The 24,024-nt window shown below is 59.4% G+C and carries 18 protein-coding genes; 9 read left to right on the top strand and 9 right to left on the bottom strand.

Annotated features, from left to right (window positions below; translation table 11 throughout):
- The first annotated feature begins 21 nt into the window (after positions 1 to 21).
- Complete coding sequence (locus RDA78_RS03970; RefSeq protein WP_434054063.1) at positions 22 to 1,524, top strand: hypothetical protein; 1,503 nt, start codon at positions 22 to 24, stop codon at positions 1,522 to 1,524.
- A gap of 6 nt (positions 1,525 to 1,530) precedes the next feature.
- On the opposite strand, the gene RDA78_RS03965 is transcribed toward RDA78_RS03970, so the two are convergent.
- The 5 genes from RDA78_RS03965 to RDA78_RS03945 all read right to left on the bottom strand — a co-directional run bounded on the left by RDA78_RS03965 (position 1,531) and on the right by RDA78_RS03945 (position 5,406).
- Entirely contained in the window at positions 1,531 to 2,310 is a 780-nt protein-coding gene (locus RDA78_RS03965) for a methyltransferase domain-containing protein (RefSeq protein ID WP_434054062.1), read from the bottom strand.
- Between the two features lie 193 nt (positions 2,311 to 2,503).
- Entirely contained in the window at positions 2,504 to 3,469 is a 966-nt protein-coding gene (locus RDA78_RS03960; protein WP_434054061.1) for a metallophosphoesterase, read from the bottom strand.
- 169 nt (positions 3,470 to 3,638) lie between these two features.
- Positions 3,639 to 3,875 (bottom strand): hypothetical protein, encoded by a 237-nt coding sequence (locus tag RDA78_RS03955; RefSeq protein WP_434054060.1) that lies wholly within the window; start codon positions 3,873 to 3,875, stop codon positions 3,639 to 3,641.
- 119 nt (positions 3,876 to 3,994) lie between these two features.
- Positions 3,995 to 4,402: a serine/threonine protein kinase gene (locus tag RDA78_RS03950; protein WP_434054059.1), complete on the bottom strand. Its 408-nt coding sequence runs from the start codon at positions 4,400 to 4,402 to the stop codon at positions 3,995 to 3,997.
- Between the two features lie 35 nt (positions 4,403 to 4,437).
- Complete coding sequence (locus tag RDA78_RS03945) at positions 4,438 to 5,406, bottom strand: tyrosine recombinase XerC (protein ID WP_434054058.1); 969 nt, start codon at positions 5,404 to 5,406, stop codon at positions 4,438 to 4,440.
- 123 nt (positions 5,407 to 5,529) lie between these two features.
- On the opposite strand from RDA78_RS03945, the gene RDA78_RS03940 reads away from it, so the two are divergent.
- Positions 5,530 to 6,435: a sterol desaturase family protein gene (locus tag RDA78_RS03940; RefSeq protein WP_434054057.1), complete on the top strand. Its 906-nt coding sequence runs from the start codon at positions 5,530 to 5,532 to the stop codon at positions 6,433 to 6,435.
- 37 nt (positions 6,436 to 6,472) lie between these two features.
- On the opposite strand, the gene RDA78_RS03935 is transcribed toward RDA78_RS03940, so the two are convergent.
- On the bottom strand, positions 6,473 to 7,117 hold the full coding sequence (locus tag RDA78_RS03935) for a class I SAM-dependent DNA methyltransferase (RefSeq protein ID WP_434054056.1): 645 nt from the start codon (positions 7,115 to 7,117) through the stop codon (positions 6,473 to 6,475).
- A gap of 145 nt (positions 7,118 to 7,262) precedes the next feature.
- Entirely contained in the window at positions 7,263 to 7,916 is a 654-nt protein-coding gene (gene fsa, locus RDA78_RS03930; RefSeq protein WP_434054055.1) for a fructose-6-phosphate aldolase, read from the bottom strand.
- 278 nt (positions 7,917 to 8,194) lie between these two features.
- Between fsa and RDA78_RS03925 the strand changes: the two genes are divergently transcribed.
- The 7 genes from RDA78_RS03925 (at position 8,195) to RDA78_RS03895 (ending at position 18,091) form a co-directional block, all read left to right on the top strand.
- A complete protein-coding gene (locus RDA78_RS03925) occupies positions 8,195 to 10,390 on the top strand; it encodes a primosomal protein N' (protein ID WP_434054054.1) in 2,196 nt (731 codons plus the stop codon).
- A gap of 348 nt (positions 10,391 to 10,738) precedes the next feature.
- The gene (locus RDA78_RS03920) at positions 10,739 to 11,299 is read left to right on the top strand and encodes a F0F1 ATP synthase subunit delta (RefSeq protein WP_434054053.1); all 561 of its coding nucleotides are present in this window, start codon (positions 10,739 to 10,741) and stop codon (positions 11,297 to 11,299) included.
- On the top strand, positions 11,299 to 12,828 hold the full coding sequence (gene atpA, locus RDA78_RS03915) for a F0F1 ATP synthase subunit alpha (RefSeq protein WP_434054052.1): 1,530 nt from the start codon (positions 11,299 to 11,301) through the stop codon (positions 12,826 to 12,828). The genes RDA78_RS03920 and atpA overlap by 1 nt, the downstream gene beginning before the upstream one ends.
- Before the next feature lie 33 nt (positions 12,829 to 12,861).
- Positions 12,862 to 13,746, top strand: coding sequence for a F0F1 ATP synthase subunit gamma (locus RDA78_RS03910; RefSeq protein ID WP_434054051.1), 885 nt, complete (start codon positions 12,862 to 12,864; stop codon positions 13,744 to 13,746).
- A gap of 123 nt (positions 13,747 to 13,869) precedes the next feature.
- Positions 13,870 to 15,294 carry a F0F1 ATP synthase subunit beta gene (gene atpD, locus RDA78_RS03905; RefSeq protein ID WP_434054050.1) on the top strand — a complete coding sequence of 475 codons (1,425 nt, stop codon included), beginning with the start codon at positions 13,870 to 13,872 and terminating at the stop codon, positions 15,292 to 15,294.
- A gap of 95 nt (positions 15,295 to 15,389) precedes the next feature.
- Positions 15,390 to 15,797 carry a F0F1 ATP synthase subunit epsilon gene (locus RDA78_RS03900; RefSeq protein WP_434054049.1) on the top strand — a complete coding sequence of 136 codons (408 nt, stop codon included), beginning with the start codon at positions 15,390 to 15,392 and terminating at the stop codon, positions 15,795 to 15,797.
- A gap of 299 nt (positions 15,798 to 16,096) precedes the next feature.
- Positions 16,097 to 18,091, top strand: coding sequence for a methyl-accepting chemotaxis protein (locus RDA78_RS03895; RefSeq protein WP_434054048.1), 1,995 nt, complete (start codon positions 16,097 to 16,099; stop codon positions 18,089 to 18,091).
- 100 nt (positions 18,092 to 18,191) lie between these two features.
- On the opposite strand, the gene RDA78_RS03890 is transcribed toward RDA78_RS03895, so the two are convergent.
- Positions 18,192 to 21,557: a PAS-domain containing protein gene (locus RDA78_RS03890; RefSeq protein WP_434054047.1), complete on the bottom strand. Its 3,366-nt coding sequence runs from the start codon at positions 21,555 to 21,557 to the stop codon at positions 18,192 to 18,194.
- Between the two features lie 197 nt (positions 21,558 to 21,754).
- A complete protein-coding gene (locus RDA78_RS03885) occupies positions 21,755 to 23,992 on the bottom strand; it encodes a PAS-domain containing protein (RefSeq protein ID WP_434054046.1) in 2,238 nt (745 codons plus the stop codon).
- Positions 23,993 to 24,024: the final 32 nt, after the last annotated feature.

Here is a 24,024-nt window from a genome sequence, read left to right as displayed (position 1 = left end):
GCTAGACACGGGAGATCATTCGTGCAGGGAACGGACACCAGCCGTTTCGCAATGCTGCAGCCGGGGCTCTGGTTGTTGCTGACAGTTGCCTCTGCACTCGTTTTCTTCTGGCCCGAACACACGATCGCGCATGTTGACGACCTGTTCTTCGTTCCATGGGCGGCTGAAGTTGCCGCGACCGGGAACCATGTCAATCCGCTGTTGTCGGTTCAGTTTCCCGGTCTCGAAAATTACCATCTCTACACGCGCTTTCACCTGATCCTTTCAGCCATCTACCTGGATGTGGTCGGCGTCAGCCGTCTTGGCGTCGTCGGGTACGAATATCTGTGTTACCTGCTGACAGCGCTGGCCTTTTCCGCGGTATGCCTGGCGATCCGCTTGCCGAAAGCAGCGCTGGTGACGCCGCTTTTGTTTGCACCGATGTATGTCGTGAGCGGGTTTCGGCTCGAGGTCACCGCCTGTGTCTTCTGGGCCTTGGGCTTCTTCCTCCTGTTCCGGGCTGCGGCCGGACCGGATGGCGAGGAAACGGGCGGGCGGATCTCGGTTTTGAGGACCTTCGGAAAGCTGGCACTCGCTTTTCCGCCGCTCGCCTCGCCGGCGGTGTTCGCCTGGAGCCTGGGGGCGATCGTCGTTCATGACCTCTGGCGGATCGCCTTTCGCGACCTGAAAATCATGACGCTTGCGATTGAAAACGCCCTGGCGCTCAGCGTGGCGCTGCTGATCTTTTCATTGAGTATCGACCTTCAGTTTCGCGAGTTCATTGATCAGATCGCTTTTCACGCGCAAAGGTCGACCGGCCACGGGATCAATGGTGAGGCGCTTGGCCGGGCCGCGCTCTTTGCGGTTGCCGGGCTTGTCCTGACAAGGTTTTCGCGTCCAGCGGCGCTTTTGTGTCTGATGCTGTCACTCGGTCAGGGTTTCGCAGCTTTCCTGCATGACAAGGGACTGGTCCGGAACCTGGCTGCGGCCATGGTATTTCTTGTCGCGCTTGATGCTCTCACGCAGAAGCGCTTCCAAAGAGTGGCATATGTTCTTTACACGCTGGTGTTCCTTGCCGTCTCGGCCAACTTCCTGATCTTCTATGTTCTGTCGGATCGTGCACCTGGCCGGGATACCGCCACGCGGGACTATCTGAACGATGTCGGTGCGCAAAAGCGGGTCTTTATCGACGAGACGATGGCGCACCACTATCTCGATCATCAGACCCGTGACGCAATTTCCTGGACGTGGGGAAGGCGGTTTCCGCTCGCGCGCGCCGAAGAACTGAAAGCGTTGCGCGACGGAGAAGTCTGGTATTTGAGCCCGTACACGTTGTTTGCGTATCTCAAGGGTCAAACGGCCATTGCCAGGGCGCTGTCGAACGACGTTATCTACAGGCGCGCACCGCAACTGCCTTGTGTCATGGGCCGACATTCCTGCCGTCTGCCGGCGGAAGGCTGGACAATGCTGCGCCTTGAGCGGGACGGAAACCGTGTGAGGGTACGCGATTACGCATCCGAGCGCGAATTTCTGGTATCCGATTGACCGTCCTTATCCAGGGAGCGTGGCCGTTATCACGAAATGGGTGATCGAAAAGAAGAAACGTCCCGATTTCGCGAGCTGCACCTGTTCCTCGGCCCAGTCGTCGGCATCTGCCTGGGAGAACGGACCTTTTTTGACGACATAGGGTTTCATGAGATGGATCATCATGTTCGCCAGCCCGTCCGGATGAAGGTTTGTGCTGGTTATCGGGACGGGAGTCACGGTGTCCACCCGGTAACCCGCTTCACGCAGGATCGGCGGCAGCAAGGCGGGAATGCAGCGCTCCACGAGATGTTCGTCCCAGGTTTCCAGCATGGCCTTCATGCGCCCGGGATGATCGCTGAACCAGGTGATGGTGTCCCAGTGCATGTCTGAGACGACGAGCCGTCCTCCGGGTTTGAGGATGCGTTTGATCTCCGCAACAGCGCCGGGAAGATCATCCAGATATTCGAACACCTGAATCGAGACCGCCTTGTTGACGGACGCTGTTTCAAGCGGCAGGTCCGTGACGGTTCCATCGAGGATTTCGGCATTCGCCCAATCTGAGCAGCGTCTGGTCGCCGCGCTTCGCATGTCTTTGCTCGGGTCGACCCCGATGACTTTGCCATGATCGCCCAGGGTCCGCGACAGTTCGAGGGTCAGCAATCCGTTGCCGCAGCCTATGTCGGCGATGACGTCGCCCGGTGATGGATTGAGCGCATCGAAAGAGGCGCGCCGTCGCCGGGCAAAGTCTGCGCCGACATAGGCCTCTTCCAGGAGTTTCGTCGTGCGCTCGTCGAACTGGAGCATCGCATCCGTCCCCGCTTTAATGCGTGCCGAGGCGTTGGCTGTGATCGCCCGTCGGCTCTTGTCCTAGCGGAAAGTAGAGTGGCCGCGTCTCGGGAAATCAAGAGTTTTCGCGGTTTGGGACGCAGGGATCAATGCGCCGAATGCGAAACGTTGTGCGACACTCCGCTTGCTGCCAATCACTTTGGCGAACCAATCAGGTCGAAGCGGCCGGCGCATTTCTGCCCAGATGCACGACGGTTATCTCAGGCGGAACGCCAAAGCGCACGGGTAACAGGGAGCATCCGAGTCCGCCTGAAACAACAAGGTGCCGCTCTTCGGGCGCAAGTTTGAGATGCCGCGCGACCTGTGTTCCCGCGGTGTCGACGATATGCCCGTAGGAAAGGTTCTCATCCGGTTTGAGCAGATTGAAGGGCTTCAGTCCGAAGCAGTTGATCTGGCCGCCATGAGTGTGACCACTCAAGGTCACGCTGACGCGCGGCGGGACGGCGTGAAAGATGTCGGGCTCGTGCGCCATCAGGACGACCGGTGCGTCGTCGGTGATCTGCCGCAACGTACCGTTCAGATCATCGACGCCTTGAACACGGCGACGATTGAGCTTTCTGTTCGGCGCAAGAGCCAGTTGATCATCAAGTCCCGCGAGCCAGAATGGCTTGCCGTCCTTTTCAATTCGAACCGCCCTGTTCTGGTAGAGTTCAATGCCGGCTTCCACCAGGGCTGCGCCGTATTTCGTAGGGCCATTGCCGGAAAGTTGCGCCTCGCGGTCGTCCCACCAGTCGTGATTGCCCAGGATGGCGTGGGTCCCGAGCGGAGCATCAAACGCGGCAAAGAGGTCGGCCCAGGCCTGCGCCTCTATCGGTGCAGATTGCCAGCGGTGACTCGCGACATAGTCGCCGAGCATGAGAACGATGTCCGGCTTGAGCGCGTTGGTGCGCTCCACGATGAACCGGACCCGGTCGAGCCCCATCCATGGCTCGCAGATGTGCGGGTCGGCAATCAGGGCGGCCTTGAGTGTGAGATCCCGGGGCCAGTTTGGCGGTGACACGTGGTGGGACTGGATGCGCAGGCGGAACGGTTCGATGCCGATCGCGTATGCGGCGGTGGACATCGAGCTCAAGGCGGCAACACCGACACCCTGCAGGAACAAACGTCTGGAAATCATCTGAGCAAACAGCCTTTGCAACGGGACACATCTCTATGAAGCAGCAGTGTTTGATGATTGATTGACGCGGTAAGGGAGAATTTCAGCATTTTTTCTGCAGATCGGACTTGGCAAAAAAAAACCGCTGCCGAAGCAGCGGTAAGATAGATTGGAGCAAAAGAAACTTGGATTACTCGGTCGGTGCCTCTTCAGGTACCGGCAGGATGACGTCTTCCTGCGTGATCTCAACGCTGAGATCATTCGTCGCGATGGCAACGTCCGTATCGACTTCCGGTACGATGGATGTATCCGCGACCGTCATTTTTTCGTCGGCTTTGGCAGTTTTTCCCCAGGAACAGGCCTGTGCCGGTGCAATCGCGAATGCCGCGATGGCAAGCCCTGCTATGGCTGTGCTGATCAGACGCATGATGGGCCTCCGTCTGTTGCTGCGCGGGACTGGCGCAGTAACGTCTAAGGTAAAGCAAAAATGAAATCCGACAAGGAAAAACCGGTTAGAGATTGATACCAAGGTTAAGATTGGCGCATTTACTTTCTGTTAAGGTTGTAAGTCCGTTGAGTCTTCGGCTCTGACAAATCATTGACAACGTTGACCACATTGGCATCCAGAAGATCTCCGAAGGCCTTGAGAGTGATCTTCTTGCTGCTCAAAAAACCGATCAGGAGCACCACGATTGCCCCATCGGAACGCAGCTCCGCTTGTGTCCAGCCCCACTTGCAATCTCGTGGAATGCAGGACGTAAAGGCCCTCACGCGAACGAAAACCTGCTCGTTTTCACATTTGCTTTCCACCTCGATCCGGCTGATTTCCTTCGGTTCGGCGTCGGGATAGACCCAGACACCGTCCTCTGGCAGCGGGCAGTAGATCCGTTGCGCCTGTGACGGCACGGTCGACAGGACAAGAAGTCCGGCAATCAAAAGCAGAAGACGAAACATGTTCAGTCCACCTCGTGTTTCGCCGGCATGATACCTCACTTCGTGCTGTTCCGTGGATGCGCCCGATCATAGGCAGCCAGCAGATGTGCACTGTCGACTTCGGTGTAGATCTGCGTGGAGACAAGACTTGCGTGCCCGAGAAGCTCCTGGATTGTCCTCAGGTCGCCGCCGCCGGCGAGCAGATGCGTGGCAAACGAATGCCGGAGAGCGTGGGGTGTGGCCGTATCGGGCAACCCGAGTGCGCCGCGAAGCTTTTCCATGGCCAACTGGATCATGCGCGGGTTGAGCGGACCGCCGCGGGCGCCCAGAAACAAGGGGCCGTCCGCTTCGATCGCAAACGGACACAGCCTCACGTAATGCGCGATCGCTTCGCAGACGGCAGGAAGGATCGGAACGATGCGTTCCTTGCGGCCTTTGCCCACGATGCGCATGGTCTTTGTGCCCGGCATCGGCGCCATCTTGCCGGTCAGGGAGAGCGCCTCGGAAATCCTGAGGCCGCAGCCGTAAAGAAGCGTCAGCACGGCAGCGTTGCGCGCTTCGATCCAGGGAGCCGTTTCAAGGGCGAGGTCACCGCTGGTGACGTCGATGGCATCGCGCGAGGAAACAGGTTTCGGCAGGGATCGCGCCTGCCTCGGCGGCCTGACGGCGTCGGACGCCGCCGCATTCACGTCGCCGCGGCGTTCCAGGTATTTCAGGAAGGAGCGGATTCCGGCAAGGCCCCTGGCCAGTGACCGGCTCTGCACTCCCTGTCTGCGCCGCGACGCCAGGAACCCCCTGAAATCGGCGGGCCTCAGGGCAGCGACATCCTTCAGCGACGGCGCACCGCCGAGGTGACCGGTCAGGAATCTCAGGAACTGCCGCAGATCGCGTTCATAGGCGACCAGCGTCTTGTCTGACAGCCGGCGTTCATCGGACAGGTGATCGAGCCATAGCCCGACCCGGTTGTTGAGATCCGGCTTCGCGGTGACCAACAGGTCGGGCGTGTCTGGGGCGGTCGTGCTCATGGGCCGATTTTAGCCCCGTTAGCGTTCTGATTGGTTAATGCGCGGCATTGAATTTACCGGGGGTTAAGTCCGCGCCGGTTAGATGTGCCGAGTTGTTTTTTGCAATGCGCAGGTGAACGAAACTTGGATTTTGCCGGACGGATTTACGAGTTGCTTCAGCTTCTGGTCACCAATCGAGTCTACAGCGTCTCGTTTCTGGCCACGGCCGGCTTTGCGCTTGCCGTGCTTTTGTTCGATCTGCATCGCCGCGGCTACCGGTTCGACTGGCCAGTGAGGCTTGTCCGCAGCGTTGGTGCGAATATCGGGTTCTGGTGGGTCAATCTCCTGTTCGCGCCAATCGTCTTCCTCACTTCCGAACACATCAAGCAGGGCTACGGCACGCTCGGCATCCCGAGCATTGACGAGAGCGTCTGGTCAGGCATCCCCTGGTGGGTGCTGGTTCCGTTCGCTGCGCTCTGCTACGACTTCGCGGACTACTGGAACCACCGCATTCTGCATCACCGCTGGCTCTGGCCGATCCATGCGATCCATCATTCCGACCCGGACCTGAACGTGCTCACCAGCTACCGGATCCACTTCCTGGAATCGCTGGTCATGACCACGTCCTACATCCTGCTCCTGAGCTGGCTCGGATTTCCGACCGACGTCATGGGCTACGGCGCGATCCTGCTGACGCTGCACAACATGTATGTCCACATCAACGTGGACTGGGGCCACGGCCCGTTCAAATACGTGCTGGCCTCGCCGCGCATGCATCAGTGGCACCACGCCGACCTTCCCGAAGCCTACGGCAAGAACCTCGCCAACGTTTTCCCGGTCTTCGATCTCATGTTCGGCACCTATTATGTTCCCGGGCCGTGCAAGGAACCATTCGGCGTCCACGATGTTCCGCAGAACGATGTCGTGAAGCTTGTGTTCTATCCCTTCGCGGAATGGTCACGGCAGGCAAGACTGGCGATCCGCGGGCTCAAGCCGGCCGACAAACGCGGTGAGGAAATCTCCCCGCAGGAAAGAGAAGCCTTCAAATAGGGGGCCGGTCCGGGTCGCCCAACGGTTCCTCGTGCAGTCAGATTTTCCGGAAGCTCACCGCCACGGCGAGATCCTCTGAGTGATCATGGCCTTCTTTTGCGTACATGCGGATTTCCTGGACATCGAGCTCGGCGATCACACCCGCATTCACGAGCTGCGCAAGCGTCTGGTCAAAACCACGGTCGCTGTAGTGCAGTTTATTCACGCCGATCACGAAAAGCCCGCCGCTGCGCGCAATTGAAACCAGAGCGGCCAGTATGTCCGGACCCAGATGTCCCCTGGTGAAGGTTCCGGAGGAAAGCACCGCGCCATACGCATTGCGTATCGGGTCAAGATCGCCGGTCAGGTCGATCTCGAAGGTGCGGCCGTAGAGCGCCTTTGCCGTTGCGCGTTCCAGCATCTCAGCGGAAATGTCCATGCCGTCGACCTGGGCAGCCGGCAGGCCGAGCGCTTCGGCAATGAGACCGGTGCCGCAGCCGATATCGGCTACCGGAACATCGCCGGGGCGGGCCTTGGCAGTGTATATCCTGGCGATTGCCTCAGGCAGGATAAAGCCCAGTGCATCGGCGAAATCACCGTCGTAGGTTTCGGCGAAGTCGCGGTAATAGGCCTTGTTGTCTTCCGGCGTCGACAGCTTGTACGCGTTTTCCAGAAGAGCCTTGCCCTTGTCGTCTTCCGCCATCTACGCGTTCCTTTTCACCAGTCCATCTGTGAGATCGAGAAAGCGTATGTGCGGTGGATTGTACGATCAAGCTTCACACATGCCGCGCCAGACAAAAACGGCCCGGAAAACCGGGCCGCTTGTCAACGTTTGTTTCGATCAGGCGTCAGAGAATGCTCTGGCCCGTCTTCGCCCAGTCGGCCAGGAAGGCGTCGAGGCCCTTATCCGTCAGCGGATGCTTCACGAGGGTTTTCAGGGTTGCGGGCGGAACGGTGGCGACATCCGCGCCGATGATGGCGCATTCCTTGACGTGGTTGGGCGTGCGGATGGAGGCTGCCAGGATTTCCGTGTCGAAGCCGTAATTGTCGTAGATCACGCGGATTTCGCGGATCAGCTCCAGCCCGTCGATGTTCATGTCGTCGAGACGGCCAATGAACGGGGAGATGTAGGTCGCACCCGCCTTGGCGGCGAGCAATGCCTGGTTCGCGGAGAAGCACAGTGTGACGTTGGTCTTGGTGCCTTCTTCCGTCAGCTGTTTGCAGGCTTTCAGCCCGTCGAAGGTCAGCGGCAGCTTGATCACGACATTGTCGGCGATCGCGCGCAGGACATGCGCTTCCCTGATCATCTGGTCGAACTCGGTCGCGGCGACTTCGGCGGAAACGTCACCGCCGGTGATGCCGCAGATCTCGGCAATCACTTCCTTGAAATCGCGGCCCGACTTGGCGATGAGCGAAGGATTGGTTGTCACACCGTCGAGAAGACCGGTCGATTCCAGTTCCTTGATGACGGCAGTATCGGCCGTGTCGACGAAAAATTTCATGTCTGATAGCTCCCTGTGAAGCGCCGGCGCGGTCGCCGGACTGGCGCGCCCGCGGGTGACGCTAGGCGATTTGCGTATTCGGTCGCGCTCTCTTTACCCTAGGATGATGACAAGAAGAACCCCTGATTCTCCGGTGGAAGAAATTTTTGTGGTACGTACCTCAAAAAAGTCAGCCCTTGATCCTGTCCCCATCTGGCGCAAACGTTTGCGACTGCCTTCTGGTGGTGAAGCACCTGCAGGTGCGAGCCCGACCCGACAAGCTGCGGACCTGAATTCTCGTGCTGTTTGACGATCCAGACTTTGAGGAAACGATTGCCAGCGTGCTCGTGCCGGTCGCAGTGCCGGTGGCCTATACCTATAAGGTGCCGCCTGGAAAAACCGTCGTTCCCGGAACGATCGTGAAGGTGCCGCTCGGCCCCCGCGAAGTCATCGGAGCTGTCTGGGACGGCGAGCCGGATGCGGCGATCAATCCGAAGAAGCTGAAAAGCATCACCCGCGTCTATGACACCACGCCGCCCCTGGACGCGGATCTGCGCCGGTTTGTCGACTGGGTGGCGAACTGGACGCTCGGCGCACCCGGCATGGTTCTGCGCATGGTGCTCCGTTCCGAAGAGGCGCTGGAACCGGAAGCGCCGGTCCCCGGCGTGCGCCGGATCGAGGGTGCCGAGCCCGACCGGCAGACAGCCGCGCGCCGCCGGGTGCTCGGCACGATGGAAGACGGCTTTGCCTGGACCAGGAGCGGTCTTGCCCATGCCGCCGGTGTCTCGCCTTCGGTGATTGACGGCCTGGTCCAGCAAAACGTGCTTGAAGTCGTCTCCATGCCGGCCGCACCACCGCCGCCCCGACCACAGCTGGACTTTAACCAGAAGGAGCTGACACGGGCACAGGCTGCCGCGGCCGAGGGCCTGATCACCGGCTTCGACAAGGGGGCCGGCGTGTCACTGATCGACGGCGTCACCGGGTCCGGCAAGACGGAGGTCTATTTCGAGGCGATCGCCGAAGCGATCCGGCGCGACCGGCAGGCCCTCGTGCTGTTGCCGGAAATCGCCTTGACCGAACAGTTCCTGCGCCGGTTCGAACAGCGCTTCGGTGTCTATCCGGCCGAATGGCATTCGGAGATCACGCCGAAAAACCGCGCACGCGTGTGGCGCGGTGTCGCTTCCGGCGACATCCGGGTGGTGATCGGCGCGCGCTCGTCCCTGTTTCTCCCCTTCCGCGAACTCGGCCTGATCATTGTGGACGAGGAACACGATGCCGCCTTCAAGCAGGATGACCGGGTGCCCTACAGTGCGAGGGACATGGCCGTCGTGCGCGGCCACATTTCCGGCTTTCCCGTTGTGCTTGCCTCCGCAACGCCCTCGGTCGAAAGCCGGGTGAACGCCGATTCGGGCCGCTATACGCTTTATGAACTGCCCGAGCGCGCTTCCGGTGCTGCGCTTCCTGACCTGAAAGCCATCGACATGCGGCTCGACGGCCCCGAACGGGGCAGGTGGCTCGCCCCCCAACTGGTGCACGCAATCAAGGACACGTTTGCTGCCGGAGACCAGTCGCTGCTCTTTCTCAACAGGCGCGGTTATGCACCCCTGACGTTATGCCGCACCTGCGGGCACCGCTTTCAGTGTGCCCATTGCAGCGCCTGGCTGGTTGAGCACCGGTTTCAGAAAAAACTTGTTTGCCATCACTGTGGTCACACCGAACCGGTACCGCAAAGCTGCCCCTCCTGCGGCCAGACGGACAGTCTCGTTGCCTGCGGTCCCGGCGTCGAACGGATCGCCGAGGAGGTGTCGGACCTGTTTCCCCAGGCACGCACCCTGGTTCTGTCGTCGGACCTTGCCGGAGGGCCGGAACGGCTGAAGCGGGAGATGAAGCTGGTGGAGGAGGGCGAGGCCGACATCGTCATCGGCACGCAGCTCGTCGCCAAGGGCCACAATTTCCCGAAGATGAAACTGGTTGGCGTCATCGATGCCGATCTCGGCCTTGCGCACGGAGATCCGCGTGCGGCTGAAAAGACGTTCCAGCTGCTGGCGCAGGTCACCGGCCGCGCGGGCCGCATGACAGGCGGCGGTGTCGGGCTTCTGCAGACCTATAATGCGGAACATCCGGTCATCAAGGCGCTCTATGGCGGTGACAAGGCAGCGTTCTACACCGCGGAAATCGAATCGCGGCGTATCTCCGGCCTGCCGCCTTTCGGCCGGTTGGCGGCGATTGTCGTTTCGGGACCGGACAAGGTCTTTGCGGAAGGCTATGCACGCGCCCTTGCGCGCGCCGCGCCTGCTGACGAAGCGGTCAGCCTGCTGGGACCGGCGGAAGCCGCGCTCGCCATGGTGCGCGGCCGCCACCGCTACCGTCTGCTGACCATGGCGCCGCGCCAGTTCGACCTGCAGTCCTATCTGCGCCGCTGGCTTGCGTCGGGACCCAAGCCGACGAAGGGACTGCGCGTTCAGGTGGATATCGATCCGCAGCATTTTCTTTGAAAGGTCCATCGAAGCCTTTCTGGGCGGCTCTTTTGCGTAGCGCGGAACGGTGGCGGTCCGGACCCTTTGCAACTGGCGGAATTGCATCGCATTCAACCAAAGTTCGATGACCCCGGGGGCTGGTTCGAACCACTTTTTTCCGCCCTGCGGTAAAAAACAACGAAGATTCGGTAAAAACAGTCTTTTGGCGAAGTTGCACACTGACAAGCCCTGTGCTAATTGAGGCGCGGCTTTGGGGGAACGGTTTAACCGTCACACCTTCTGACCTCGAAATTTTTCATTATTTTCAATGCTTTGCGAGCGCTAGCCGCTTAGCGGGCTTGAAAAACGTCAGAGAGCACGGACCTGGTGACTGACAACGTATCTCTCGTATCCGGCGTGGCACAGCGTTATGCGTCCGCCCTTCTCGACCTCGCGGAGGGTGACGGCGTTACGGCTGACGTGGAACGGGATCTGGGCACTTTCGAAGGCATGCTTGCCGAAAGCGAAGATCTCGACCGTCTCGTGAAGAGCCCGGCATTCAGTGCTGAGGAGCAGCTTGCGGCGCTCACGGCACTTCTCGACAAGGCGGGCATCTCCGGCCTTGCCGCAAATTTCGTGAAGCTGGCTGCCCGCAACAGGCGCCTCTTCGTTCTTCCCGGCATGATCAAGTCTTTCCGCGCCCTGCTTGCGGAAAAGCGCGGCGAAGAGACTGCTGAAGTCACATCTGCAGCAGCCCTGTCCGACGAACATGTCGCCGCCCTGAAAGAAGCCTTGTCTGCTTCAACGGGCAAAACCGTAAATCTCGCAGCGAAGGTTGATCCTGCTCTGATCGGTGGCCTTGTGGTCAAGGTCGGATCCCGCATGATCGACACCTCCCTGCGTACCAAGCTCAATTCACTCAAGTTCGCGATGAAAGAGGTCGGCTGATGGATATTCGGGCCGCGGAAATTTCCGCAATCCTCAAGGACCAGATCAAGAGCTTTGGCCAGGAAGCCGAAGTTTCTGAAGTTGGTCAGGTGCTCTCCGTCGGTGACGGTATCGCCCGTGTTTATGGTCTGGACAAGGTTCAGGCCGGTGAAATGGTCGAGTTTCCAGGTGGCATCAAGGGCATGGCCCTGAACCTGGAATCAGACAATGTCGGTGTCGTTCTGTTTGGTTCTGACCGTGACATCAAGGAAGGCGACACCGTCAAGCGGACCGGCGCCATCGTGGAAGTCCCGGTCGGCAAGGGTCTGCTCGGCCGCGTTGTCGACCCGCTCGGCAACCCGATTGACGGCAAGGGCCCGATCGACGCAACCGAAAAGCGCCGCGTTGACGTTAAGGCGCCCGGCATCCTGCCGCGCAAGTCCGTGCACGAGCCGATGTCCACGGGCCTCAAGGCGATTGACGCCCTGATCCCGGTCGGCCGCGGCCAGCGTGAGCTTGTGATCGGCGACCGCCAGACCGGCAAGACCGCGATCATCCTCGACACCTTCCTGAACCAGAAGCCTCTGCATTCAGGCGAAGACGAAGATGCCAAGCTGTACTGCATCTACGTCGCCGTCGGTCAGAAGCGTTCCACCGTTGCCCAGTTCGTCAAGGTTCTGGAAGACAACGGCGCTCTGGAATACTCCATCGTCATTGCCGCGACCGCATCCGACGCGGCACCGCTGCAGTTCCTGGCACCGTTCGCCGGCTGCGCGATGGGCGAGTATTTCCGCGACAATTCCATGCACGCCGTGATCGGCTACGACGATCTGACCAAGCAGGCCGTGGCCTATCGTCAGATGTCCCTGCTTCTGCGCCGCCCGCCGGGACGTGAAGCGTTCCCGGGCGACGTCTTCTACCTGCACTCCCGTCTTCTGGAGCGTGCCGCCAAGCTCAACGAAGAGCATGGCAGCGGTTCTCTGACCGCGTTGCCGGTCATCGAAACCCAGGGCAACGACGTGTCTGCGTTCATTCCGACCAACGTGATCTCGATCACCGATGGTCAGATCTTCCTTGAAACGGATCTCTTCTACCAGGGTATCCGTCCGGCAGTGAACGTCGGTCTGTCGGTGTCCCGCGTGGGCTCTTCGGCTCAGATCAAGGCCATGAAGCAGGTTGCCGGCCCGATTAAGGGTGAACTTGCGCAGTACCGCGAAATGGCTGCCTTCGCGCAGTTCGGTTCCGACCTTGATGCCACGACCCAGCGTCTGCTGAACCGGGGTGCCCGCCTGACCGAACTCCTGAAGCAGCCGCAGTTCTCTCCGCTGAAAACGCAGGAGCAGGTTGCGGTCATCTATGCCGGCGTGAACGGTTATCTGGACGGCTTCGGTGTCGACCGGGTGAAGGACTTCGAAGAAGGCCTGCTGCTGTTCCTCCGTGGTGAGCATGCGGATCTTCTGGATGCCATCTGGGAAAAGAAGGCCCTTGACGACGATCTGACCGGCAAGCTGAAAGCTGCCATCGACGCGTTCGCCAAGAACTTCGCTTAAGACGACACGCCGGGATAAGGAGCAGGGGCGGCCATGCCGAGCCTGAAGGACTTACGAAACCGCATCGCTTCCGTTAAGGCGACGCAGAAAATCACCAAGGCCATGCAGATGGTGGCCGCGGCGAAACTGCGTCGTGCACAGGAAGCTGCGGAGGCTGCACGCCCCTATGCGGAGCGCATGGGTGCAGTGCTGGCCAACCTCGCGGAAGCATTCGAGGGTCGCGATGACGCTCCGAAGCTGATGTCCGGCACGGGCAACGACCAGGTTCATCTCCTGCTCGTGGCGACTGCCGAACGCGGATTGTGCGGTGGCTTCAACACCAACATTGCCAAGCTGGCCCGTGAAAAGGCACGCAGCCTGATCGCCGACGGCAAGACCGTCAAGATCATCTGCGTCGGCAAGAAGGGCTTTGATGCTCTGAAGCGCGAGCTCGGCCAGCACGTGATCGAGACCGTTGACCTGCGCAGCGTCAAGAATGTGGGCTATTCCAATGCCGATGAAATCGGCAAGAAGATCCTGGCCATGTTCGCCGATGGCGAGTTTGACGTCTGTACGCTGTTCTACTCGACATTCGTATCGGTGATCGCTCAGGAGCCCACGGCGCAGCAGCTCATCCCGGCCAGTTTCGAGGCCAAGGGAGACGGCGAGAGCGACGGTGCCCATCCGGTCTACGAGTACGAGCCGGACGAGACGGAGATCCTAGAAGATCTTCTGCCGCGCAACATTTCCGTTCAGATTTTCCGGGCGCTCCTGGAAAATGCAGCATCCGAGCAGGGCGCGCGCATGTCCGCGATGGACAACGCGACCCGGAACGCCGGTGAGATGATCGACAAGCTGACGATCAACTACAACCGCCAGCGTCAGGCTCAGATCACGACGGAACTGATTGAAATCATCTCGGGCGCCGAGGCGCTCTAGAGTGTTCTGCGCCCGTCGGGCGCAGAATGCCGGACTACTAACATTGTCGATCGACTGTTCCGCACGATGTGAGAGACACGGGAAGCAGGTCGATCAAACGGGATCAAGACGAGGATTAGGGATATGGCTGACAAACAGGTCGGACGGATCACCCAGGTCATCGGCGCCGTTGTCGACGTCAAGTTCGATGACCACCTGCCGCTGATCCTGAACGCTCTGGAAGCTGACAACCAGGGTATACGACTGGTTCTCGAGGTTGCGCAGCACCTCGGCGAGAACACGGTTCGCACCATCGCGATGGACTCCACCGAGGGTCTGGTGCGCGGACAGGAAGTTGTCGACACCGGTGCACCGATTGCCGTGCCGGTTGGCGACGGCACTCTGGGCCGCATCATGAACGTGATCGGCGAGCCGGTCGATGAAGCGGGCGACATTCCGCACACCGACAAGCGCGGCATCCACCAGGAAGCTCCGACGTTCATCGAACAGTCAACGGAAGCTGAAATCCTTGTGACCGGCATCAAGGTCGTGGATCTTCTCGCACCCTACGCAAAGGGCGGCAAGATCGGCCTGTTCGGCGGTGCGGGCGTCGGCAAGACCGTTCTCATCATGGAACTGATCAACAACGTCGCGAAGGCGCACGGCGGTTACTCCGTGTTCGCCGGTGTCGGCGAGCGGACCCGTGAAGGCAACGACCTCTACTGGGAAATGATCGAATCCGGCGTGAACAAGGAAGGCGGCGGAGAAGGCTCCAAGGCGGCCCTCGTTTACGGCCAGATGAACGAGCCTCCCGGAGCGCGTGCACGTGTTGCCCTGACCGGTCTGACGGTTGCCGAGCATTTCCGTGATGCCGGCCAGGACGTTCTGTTCTTCGTTGACAACATCTTCCGCTTTACCCAGGCTGGTTCCGAAGTGTCCGCGCTTCTCGGCCGTATCCCGTCCGCTGTGGGATATCAGCCGACGCTTGCGACCGACATGGGTTCGATGCAGGAGCGCATCACCACCACGAACAAGGGCTCGATCACGTCCGTGCAGGCCGTTTACGTTCCTGCCGATGACTTGACTGACCCGGCACCGGCATCGACCTTTGCCCACTTGGACGCAACGACCGTTCTGAACCGCGCGATCGCGGAAAAAGGCATCTACCCGGCTGTGGACCCGCTGGACTCCACGTCCCGTATGCTCGACGCCCGCATCATCGGCGAAGAGCACTACAACACTGCGCGTACCGTTCAGGGTACGCTGCAGCGCTACAAGGCCCTGCAGGACATCATCGCCATCCTCGGCATGGACGAACTGTCTGAAGAAGACAAGCTGACCGTGGCTCGTGCGCGTAAGATCGAGCGCTTCCTGTCGCAACCGTTCTTCGTGGCTGAAGTCTTCACCGGTTCTCCGGGCAAGCTGGTTGCCCTCGAAGACACGATCAAGGGCTTCAAGGGCCTTGTTGACGGTGAGTATGATCACCTGCCGGAAGCAGCGTTCTACATGGTTGGCTCCATCGAGGAAGCCGTCGAGAAAGCACAGAAACTGGCAGCGGAAGCAGCCTGATTTCAAGATTGACCGGACGTCCGCCAGGGCGTCCGGTTTTGTTCAAGCATGATGGCCTCGCCATCTGAGAAGAAGACTGACAAGGAAGACGCCACATGGCTGAACTTTTCCAGTTTGAGTTGGTCTCGCCGGAACGCCAGCTCCTGTCCGAACAGGTCTCGGAAGTCGTTGTTCCCGGTGCCGAAGGTGAATTCGGTGTTCTGAAGGACCACAGTCCTTTCATGTCCAGCATCGCACCCGGCATCCTGAAGGTTCGTGGTGATGGCGAAACCTGGGATGAGTATTTTGTACGCGGCGGGTTCGCGGACGTTTCTGCGGGCGGTTTGACCGTCCTTGCCGAACAGGCCGTGCCGGTTGCCGAAATCAGCCGCGAGCAGCTTGACCAGGCGATCAAGAACGCCGAGGAAGATGTTGCGGACGCCAAGGACGACTCGTCCCAGCAGAAAGCGGACCGCACGCTGCGACGCTTGAAAGACGTTGCCGAGGCGCTGAAACAGGTCTGATTGGTTTCGGCCGGCATCCGGAAAATTCGAACGGCTCCAACTGGAGCCGTTTTTTTGTGATCTGATGTTCGCTTTGAAACGTAGTATGTTGATATTTGCGATTTTAACGTAAAACACTGAGCAAGCTCAACAATAAGATGTAATTAACATTCTATATGTGTTTTAAATTGTACAAACTGTCAGAAATAACTAAGTGGCCTTTTCAATATTATTGAAACTCTCTTTCTTGTTTGAAATTTTTACCTGTAATTAATCTGAAAAATCAAATATTCCGCTACGGTATTTAGCTGGAGCGGTTCATGAGCGTCAAGATGAGAGTATTACTGGGGTTCGGCATCGTCGCCTGTTTCCTGGCTTTTTTCGGGAGCTTTTCCCTGTATCAGTTTAATGCGTCTTCCCGTGCGGTCGCGAACCTTGCGGACATGAGTGAGGATGCACTGTTGGCGTCCGAAATGAACGCGGACATGGCCAAGGCAGTTCGCGCGACGTTGCGCTACATTGCCTCGCGGTCGCCTGAAGACAAGGCTGAAGCGCAGGAATTCATCAATCAGGTGAAGGCCGGCGGTGAAATTGCCAAGCAGGAAATCGCCAAGCCTGAGCGCGTTCGCAACAGGGACATCATCATCGCAGAGATAGGGTCGTTTGAAACGGCGTTGAGCGCGGTGTCGACGCTTTATGACGAACGCGATGATCTCGTTTCAAACAAGCTCGATGTCATCGGTCCGGAAGTGCGCAAGCTGATCACGGAGATCAATCGCACGGCGACCGAGGACAATGATCCGGTGACCGCAAATTTCGCGGCGCAGGCACAGGAAAATCTCCTGCTCGGCCGTCTCTACATGATGAAGTTCCTGGCTTCGAATGAAAGAGCGGATTTCGATCGGTTGGAGCAGAGCTTCGCGGACTTTGCCGACCGCTTCAAGGCACTCGACGAAAGCGTCGAGAACCCCGGGCGCAGAGAAATTCTGGCTGAGATCGGACCGATGATTGACGCTTATTTGGTGGCGGCACGCCGCGTCAGGGACGTCATCTGGGAACGCAACGCCATCAGGGATGACACGCTTCTTGCCAAGGGTGCGGAAATCAGCCGGCAGGCAACGCTCATGAAGGAAAGCGCGGGTGTGGACGCTGAACTTATCGCGTCCGAAACGCAGTCCTATCTGAGCGGGGCCATGTGGCAGGTCGGTGTCGCTTGTGCGATCACGTTTCTCCTTGCGATCGGTCTTGCGTTCGTGATCGCGAGGGCAATCACGAAACCGCTGACCATGCTCGTCGAGGATGCACAGCAGCTTGCCGCCGGCAACACGGAAGTCGCCTTTGCCGAGGCGCAGCGCAAAGACGAGATTGGCGTGGTCGCCAAGTCCATTGCAGGTTTCCGCGACGGCGTGGTCGAGCGGTTGCGGCTCGAAGAGGAACAGCAGCAGGAGATGGCGCAACGTGAGGCGCGTAACTCCAGAGTCTCAGAGGCGGTTGTCGAATTCGAACAGTCGGTCAAGCAGATGCTGGACACGATCACCACGGCCACCGGAAACCTGCAGAACACGGCCTCGGCCATGACGGAGACCGCGCGCGGAACAAACGGTCAGGCGACCATGGTCGCCAGCGCGGCGGAGGAAGCAACGACAAATGTGCAGACGGTCGCCGCAGCCGCCGAAGAGCTGTCAGTGTCGCTGCGGGGCGTAACCAGCCAGGTCGGACATTCCGCCGATATCGCACAGAAGGCAACCGACGATGCCGAGCGCACCAACCGTCAGATTGCCGGTCTCGCCAATGTTGCCGAAGATATCGGCGAGGTCATCTCGCTGATTTCCACGATCGCGGAGCAGACCAATCTTCTCGCGCTCAATGCGACCATCGAGGCGGCGCGCGCCGGCGAGGCGGGCAAGGGCTTTGCCGTGGTTGCGGCAGAGGTCAAGGAACTCGCCAGCCAGACAGGCAAGGCAACGGAGGAGATCTCCTCCAAGATCTCGGCCATTCAGTCCGAGACCCGGGAGGCTGTTGACGGCATCCAGAACATTGCCACGACCATCCAGGAAATCAACACGGTCGCGAACTCGATCGCGACGGCGGTTGAACAACAGACGGATGCGACCTCCGAGATTTCCCAAAGCGTTGATCAGGCCTCCCAGGGCACTGCCGAGGTGAGCAACAGCATCATCCAGGTCTCCGAGGCGGCTGCCGAAACGGACAGGGCCGCCGGAACGGTGGTCGAGGCGGCAGAAACGCTGTCAAAGCAATCCGAAGAGATGCATGTCGTCATCGAGAAGTTCCTCTCCACGGTGAAAGCGGCTTAGTCTCCCCACTGCGCCACCGTTACGGATCCGGGAACGGCAAGTCTGTTCCCGGGTCCGCAAGACTCTTTTCGATGATGACGCCTGAGCTGGAAAGACAGGATCAATTCGCTGCGGCAGTGACCGCTGCGCCCGGCTCCAGATACTTGAAGGCATTTCGGCCGCTGTTCTTCACATCATAGAGCGCGATATCCGCGTTCTTGATGATGGCGCTGACGTCATCGCAGCCGGCATAGATCGGCGAAAGCCCGACGCTCACGCCAATTCTGATTGAAAGATCGTTGATATTGAACGGCACCTGCAGCTTGTGCACGATACGGCTTGCAATGATTTCCGCGACCTTCCGGTCCGAGCGGTTGAGAATGATGCCGAATTCGTCACCGCCGAGACGGGCGACGAGATCGGTGGACCGGACACAGGATTTCAGTCTTTCGCCAACCTGCTTCAAAAGCGAGTCACCGGCGTCGTGACCGTAAGTGTCGTTCACCGGCTTGAACTTGTCGAGGTCGAGAAGCATCAAGATGCTTTGCGTGTCGTCTTGAAGAGACCGAAGGGACTCGTCCAGCGTGGCATTGAACAGCGTCCTGTTGGCCAGGCCCGTCAGCGTGTCGTGATGCGCGGCATACTCGATCTTCTGGACCGCCAGTTCGTTTACGGTGATGTCTTCATGGGTGCCGATCCATCCGCCGCCGGGCAGCGGTGCATGAACCGCGCTGATGAACTTGCCGCCGGGATGCTTGAACTTGGATCGCACGACTTCGCCTGAGGAAAGGCGGATCAGCAGGTCTCTCACATGTTCCAGCACATCGCCGTCGAACTCGCCACGCCGCTTTTCTGCCTCGATGAGTTCGACCAGGGTGACGCCTTCCCGGACATCGCCCTCCGGCTTGTCGAAGATATCGATATATTGCTTGTTCCAAAGCTTGAGCCGGCCATTGGCATCGAAGACGCTCACGCCCTGGCGCATGTTGGCAAGGATGGCTTCGAGTTCCTGAGATCTCAGGCGCGCGCCCCGTTCGTTTTCAGCCAGCTGCTCTTCCAGCTTCTTCCGGTCCGTAACGTCGAAGAAGTTGTAGACGAAGCCTCCCGAAGGAAGTGGTGTCCCCCGGATCTCCAGGAAGGTCCCGTTGGCCGCGCCGCGTACATAGCTGTGCGGCTTGTTGCGATCGTAGGATTGGAAAGTATCCAGTGCGAGCTGTTCGGGATCACCTTCGCCATAATCACCACGTTCCGCGTTGTGCTTCAGGTAGTCGAGCAGGTGCAGTTTCTGGTCGACGAAATCCTGCGGATAACCGAGCAGCCGCGCGAACTCCGTGTTTGCAGAACCGAGCTGGAAATTCTCGTCGTAGTGGGCGAAGCCGCCGGGAAAATTGTCGAAAATGGCCTGGAGCGTGTCGGCCTGTTCCTTGGTTTCCGTGATATCCGCCAGCGAAACGACGATACCGTTCAGACCATGCTCACCCTGGCTGTCAATCGGCCTCGCATTCACGCGAAGCCATGTTGCCCGGCCCGAAGATGATGTCTTCAGACTGGCAACGAGATCGGTGACCGCATCGGGATCCGTGATGGCAAGAGCCAGCGGATTGTCATCACTGATGGTGCCGAGTTCCGCGCAGTTGAGTGCGTGGTCGAGTTCTTCGATCTGAAGACCGACGAGGCGTCTGCCCTGATATCCCAGAAGCCTCTCGGCCATCGGGTTCGCTGTCTCTATCGTCCCGTCATGCGACAGCAGCAAAATGCCTTCGCTGACTGCGTCGAGTGTCGTCCGCTGAACAGCTTCTGCCTGGCGAATGATGAGTTCGCGCTGCTTGCGCTCCGAGATATCCATGAGGCTGAACACGATCCCGCCATTCGGCAACGGCATCGACCGGACGTCGAGAACGGTTCCGTCCGCCGTTACCCGTTCAATCTGTTCGGGCTTGCCGCTCATGAAGGGATTGAATCTGCCCTCGACAATTTCATCGTGGTTGTCGTCGCCCTGATGCTCCTGGCGCACGGCATACATCATCGTCTCTTTCAGATGCGGGCGTTGCGCGAGAAAGTCTCCGGGCAGCTTGAACGCGTTCTGGAAGGCCTCGTTGTAATTTGCAAGGCACATCGCCTCGTCAAAGTGAACCATGCCGCCCGGAAAGTTATCGAAGACCGCCTTGAGCGTGTCCTCCTGGCGTTTCTTTTCCGTGATGTCCGTCAGCGAGACAACGACGCCGTCGAGACCGAATTCATTGGCATCGTCGATGGGAGAGACGTTGATGCTGAGCCAGAGACCTGCCGTTTCGTTCCGCCGTTTGACATGGACGACCATCGCGTCAATCTTGGCCGTGGTATCGAGAACGTCGCGCACCAGAACTTCCGGTTTGAGGCACTGGTTGTCTTCACCGACGAAGTCAAGGCCCAGATCCTGAAACCGCGCACCCTTGATCTGATCGACTTCAAATCCGAGAAGGTCGGCCCCGGCTGCGTTGATCGTCTGAATGCGGCCGGACCTGCTGACCACGACGACACCTTCGGAAAGGGTCTGCAAAGTCGCTCGTTTCAGGGCTTCGGAATAAAGGACCGTCTGCTCGTTTTCCTTCCGGGCCGTGATATCCTGAAACGCTCCGACCAGCCGAACAACCTCGCCGCCCTCCAGGATCGGCCGGCCGACGGCGCGCACCCAGATGTCCCGGCCCTTGGCGGTGACAAACGGCACCTCCACGTCCCAGGAGACACCGTTCTCGATCGCGTCCTCTACCGCGGAGGATACCTTTGCGCGGCTGTCGGGAGGATAGAAGGAGAGGGCGAAATCCACGGTCGGTGTGAAGTCGGCCGGTACTTCGTGGATGTCCTTGGTCTTTTCAGTCCAGGTCAGGATGTTCGTCCTCAGGCAGAGTTCCCAACCCCCGACGCCCGAGACAGCGGTCACTTCTTCCAGCAGGTCACTTTCGAGGATCGCCCGCTCATGTTCGCGGAACGCCTCGCTCAGGGCCGCCTCTTTCTCGTGGCGCATCCGATGCGCCGAGATCAGCCCTTCGACCACCTTGCCGAGCCGGCGCAGCTGGTCCAGCTGCTGCCCGCTCGGATTTTTGGGCTCTCGATCGATGACGCAGAGAGTGCCGAGCCGGTTCCTTCCGTCGATCGACAACGGATATCCGGCGTAAAAGCGGATATGGGGAGCTCCGGTAACCAGAGGGTTCTCGCTGAACCTTGGGTCCTCAAGCGCGTCCGGGACGATGAACAGGTCGGCGGACTGGATCGCGTGCTGGCAGAAGGACACGTCGCGGGCCGTGCCATCGACGTCAAGTCCACAGCGGGCCTTGAACCATTGATCGTCTTTACCGACAAGCGAGACAAGGGCGATCGGGCAATCGAAAATGGCGGCAAGCGCATCCACGACGGCGTCAAACTCCGGCAGCCGCTCAGATCCGACGATCTGCAGCTCCTCCAGGGCTTTCAAACGCTCCGCTTCCGCTATTTCCTGTGCCGTGCTCATGCTGCGCTTCGCTTTTGGGGCAGGACCCAGACCGGTCGCCTGGACTGCCTCCAAGAGTGGGGCAACAAATGCAACAAATGATTAAGTCGACGGCATCGCGGGGTAAATTTAACGTTAGGGCAACCGGGTTGACAATGCCGTAGTCGTACGCGAGCGGCTGACGGTCACGCCCAATCCGGTCGCTTGTCCAGGGTCGGTCAAGTGCCGGGAGGCAGGTCGTCGAAATGCCTGAAACCGTTTCGGCCTTCATTTTTCACCGCATAAAGGGCGATGTCTGCCTTCTTGAGGATCTCGTTGGCGCTCTTTTCGGTGGCCGAAATTGCCGTGATGCCGACGCTTGCGCTGACCTCGATCATGTTGCCGTTGATCTCGTAGGGCATCATGAGCGCCTCGACGATCCGTTTCGCAATCGCGCAGACCAGTTCCTGCTCTTCCGACAGGTTCCGTGCGATGATTGCAAATTCGTCACCGCCGAGCCGGGCGACCGTATCCTTCGAGCGGACGCATTCCTTGAGGCGGGCCCCAGCCAGGCGCAGCAGTGTGTCGCCTGCATCATGGCCATAGGTGTCGTTGACCGGCTTGAAGTGATCCAGGTCGATCATCAGCAGATCGCTCGTTTCTCCGAAATGAACGGCTCTTGTAATCGCGTCTTCAAGTTTGAGATTGAAAAGTGTCCGGTTGGCCAGTCCGGTCAGCGTGTCGTGATGAGCGGCATAGGTTATTCTCTCCGTCGCCATTTCCCGTGACGTGATGTCTTCATAAGTTCCGACCCAGCCGCCATCGGGCAGGGGCGTGCGGACGATGCCGATGATCCTGCCATTGATGTGTTTGAACTTGGCCTTGACCACCTCGCCAGCGTCCAGTTGGCGGCGCAGCGTGGCATCGAATGCGACCGGGTCTTCGTTGAATTCGCCGCGTTGTTTTTCAAGTTCGAGAACCTCGACCAGGCTCATGCCCCTCTTGATCTCTCCATCCGCCCTTCCGAACAGTTCCAGAAAATGGCGGTTCCAGAGCTTGATCCGTCCCTGGTCATCGAACACGCTGACACCCTGGCGCATGTTGGCGATGATGGCTTCAAGTTCATCAAGCCGGCTTCTGACAAACTTCTCCTTGTCAACGAGCATCCCCTCCATTTCCTTGCGGGCGGTGATGTCGAGAAAACTGGAGACGTTGCCGCCTCCGGGAAGCGGCGTGCCGCGGATTTCCAGAACCTTGCCTTCGCGTGTCCGGCGCTCATAAGCGTGCTGGCTGCCCGCACCGTATCGGTCCAGCCGGTCGGCTGCGATCTCACCGGGATCTCCCGGTCCGTAGTCGCCGCGGTCAGCAAGAAAACGGATGACCTCTTTGAGGTTCGGGCGCTGCTCGAGAAAACTGCGTGGCATGTTCAAAAGCCGTTCGAATTCCTCGTTCCAGTAGGTCAGTTGAAGCTGGCTGTTGTAGTGAACCAGACCTCCCGGGAAGTTGTCGAAAAACGCCTGCAACGTTTCGGTCTGCTGCTTGTCGCTTGTGATGTCCGTAAGCGACAGAACCACGCCGTCGTGTGCGCTTCGATTGGCTTCCCTAACGGCTTTGACACCGAGCCGGAGCCACTTGTCCTGTCCGTTTGCTGAACCTGTCGCCCGCACTTCCCGGTCCCGGATGCTGTCCGGATCACTCACGGCCAGGGCGAGCGGGTTTGCCATCGATCCATCGGCCGAAATGATATCCTCAAGACCGTGCTGAAGGTCTTGGACACGCGCCTCTACAAGGCTTGCCTCCGGACATTCGAGCAACGACGCGGCGGCGGGATTGAAGGATCGTATGTGACCTGACGGGTCCAGGAACAGGATTCCGTCCCGGGACGTTTCGAGCGTTGTCCGGGCCAGGAATTCCGGCCTGTCCGTGTCTGACGGTGTGTCCTCGCGGCGATCGTTTTGTGAACGCGACAGCGCTTCGCGCAGGTCGATTTCCGTCTTCCGTGCCTTCACCAGCCCTTCCACCACCCGGGCAGCGTTCTTGATGTGCTCCACATCGGATTCGCTGACCGGATGCGGTTTCGTGTCCATGACGCAGATTGTTGCGATGCGGTGCTTGCCGTCGACCTTGACGGGGCACCCGAGGTAGAAGCGGGCCCCGAAGTCGCCCGTCACGAGCGGAATGTCCTTGAACCGCTCGTCCTTGGTTGCATCGGGCACGATCACGACGTCATCAGACAGTATGGTCTGGCCGCAGAACGAGTTTTCGCGGGGCACCTCGGTAGCGCCGAGGCCAAAGGTTGCCTTGAACCAGATGTCCTCTTCGTGGACGATCGAAACAACGGACATGGGACAGTTCAGAAGGTGGGCGACATTCGATACCACGGCATCGAATTCCGGCTGTCGTTCAGAACGGAAGATCGCAAGCCTTCTGAGGGCGTCAAGTCTTTCTGTCTCAATTTGAGCCTGTGCAAGCGCCATATTCGGCAAGCACTCCAAATCTGAAGTTGTAC

Source organism: Roseibium sp. (assembly GCF_051016195.1).
GTDB lineage: Bacteria > Pseudomonadota > Alphaproteobacteria > Rhizobiales > Stappiaceae > Roseibium.
The sequence above is the reverse complement of the archived record's forward strand: the minus strand, read 5'-3'. Positions and strand labels throughout refer to the sequence as shown.

Excerpts from the sequence above, each read along its gene's own strand:
- RDA78_RS03965 (WP_434054062.1), bottom strand. The coding sequence starts at position 2,310 with ATGCTCCAGTTCGACGAGCGCACGACGAAACTCCTGGAAGAGGCCTAT.
- RDA78_RS03960 (WP_434054061.1), bottom strand. The coding sequence starts at position 3,469 with ATGATTTCCAGACGTTTGTTCCTGCAGGGTGTCGGTGTTGCCGCCTTG.
- RDA78_RS03955 (WP_434054060.1), bottom strand. The coding sequence starts at position 3,875 with ATGCGTCTGATCAGCACAGCCATAGCAGGGCTTGCCATCGCGGCATTC.
- RDA78_RS03950 (WP_434054059.1), bottom strand. The coding sequence starts at position 4,402 with ATGTTTCGTCTTCTGCTTTTGATTGCCGGACTTCTTGTCCTGTCGACC.
- RDA78_RS03945 (WP_434054058.1), bottom strand. The coding sequence starts at position 5,406 with ATGAGCACGACCGCCCCAGACACGCCCGACCTGTTGGTCACCGCGAAG.
- RDA78_RS03935 (WP_434054056.1), bottom strand. The coding sequence starts at position 7,117 with ATGGCGGAAGACGACAAGGGCAAGGCTCTTCTGGAAAACGCGTACAAG.
- fsa (WP_434054055.1), bottom strand. The coding sequence starts at position 7,916 with ATGAAATTTTTCGTCGACACGGCCGATACTGCCGTCATCAAGGAACTG.
- atpA (WP_434054052.1), top strand. The coding sequence starts at position 11,299 with ATGGATATTCGGGCCGCGGAAATTTCCGCAATCCTCAAGGACCAGATC.
- RDA78_RS03910 (WP_434054051.1), top strand. The coding sequence starts at position 12,862 with ATGCCGAGCCTGAAGGACTTACGAAACCGCATCGCTTCCGTTAAGGCG.
- atpD (WP_434054050.1), top strand. The coding sequence starts at position 13,870 with ATGGCTGACAAACAGGTCGGACGGATCACCCAGGTCATCGGCGCCGTT.
- RDA78_RS03900 (WP_434054049.1), top strand. The coding sequence starts at position 15,390 with ATGGCTGAACTTTTCCAGTTTGAGTTGGTCTCGCCGGAACGCCAGCTC.
- RDA78_RS03895 (WP_434054048.1), top strand. The coding sequence starts at position 16,097 with ATGAGCGTCAAGATGAGAGTATTACTGGGGTTCGGCATCGTCGCCTGT.
- RDA78_RS03890 (WP_434054047.1), bottom strand. The coding sequence starts at position 21,557 with ATGAGCACGGCACAGGAAATAGCGGAAGCGGAGCGTTTGAAAGCCCTG.
- RDA78_RS03885 (WP_434054046.1), bottom strand. The coding sequence starts at position 23,992 with ATGGCGCTTGCACAGGCTCAAATTGAGACAGAAAGACTTGACGCCCTC.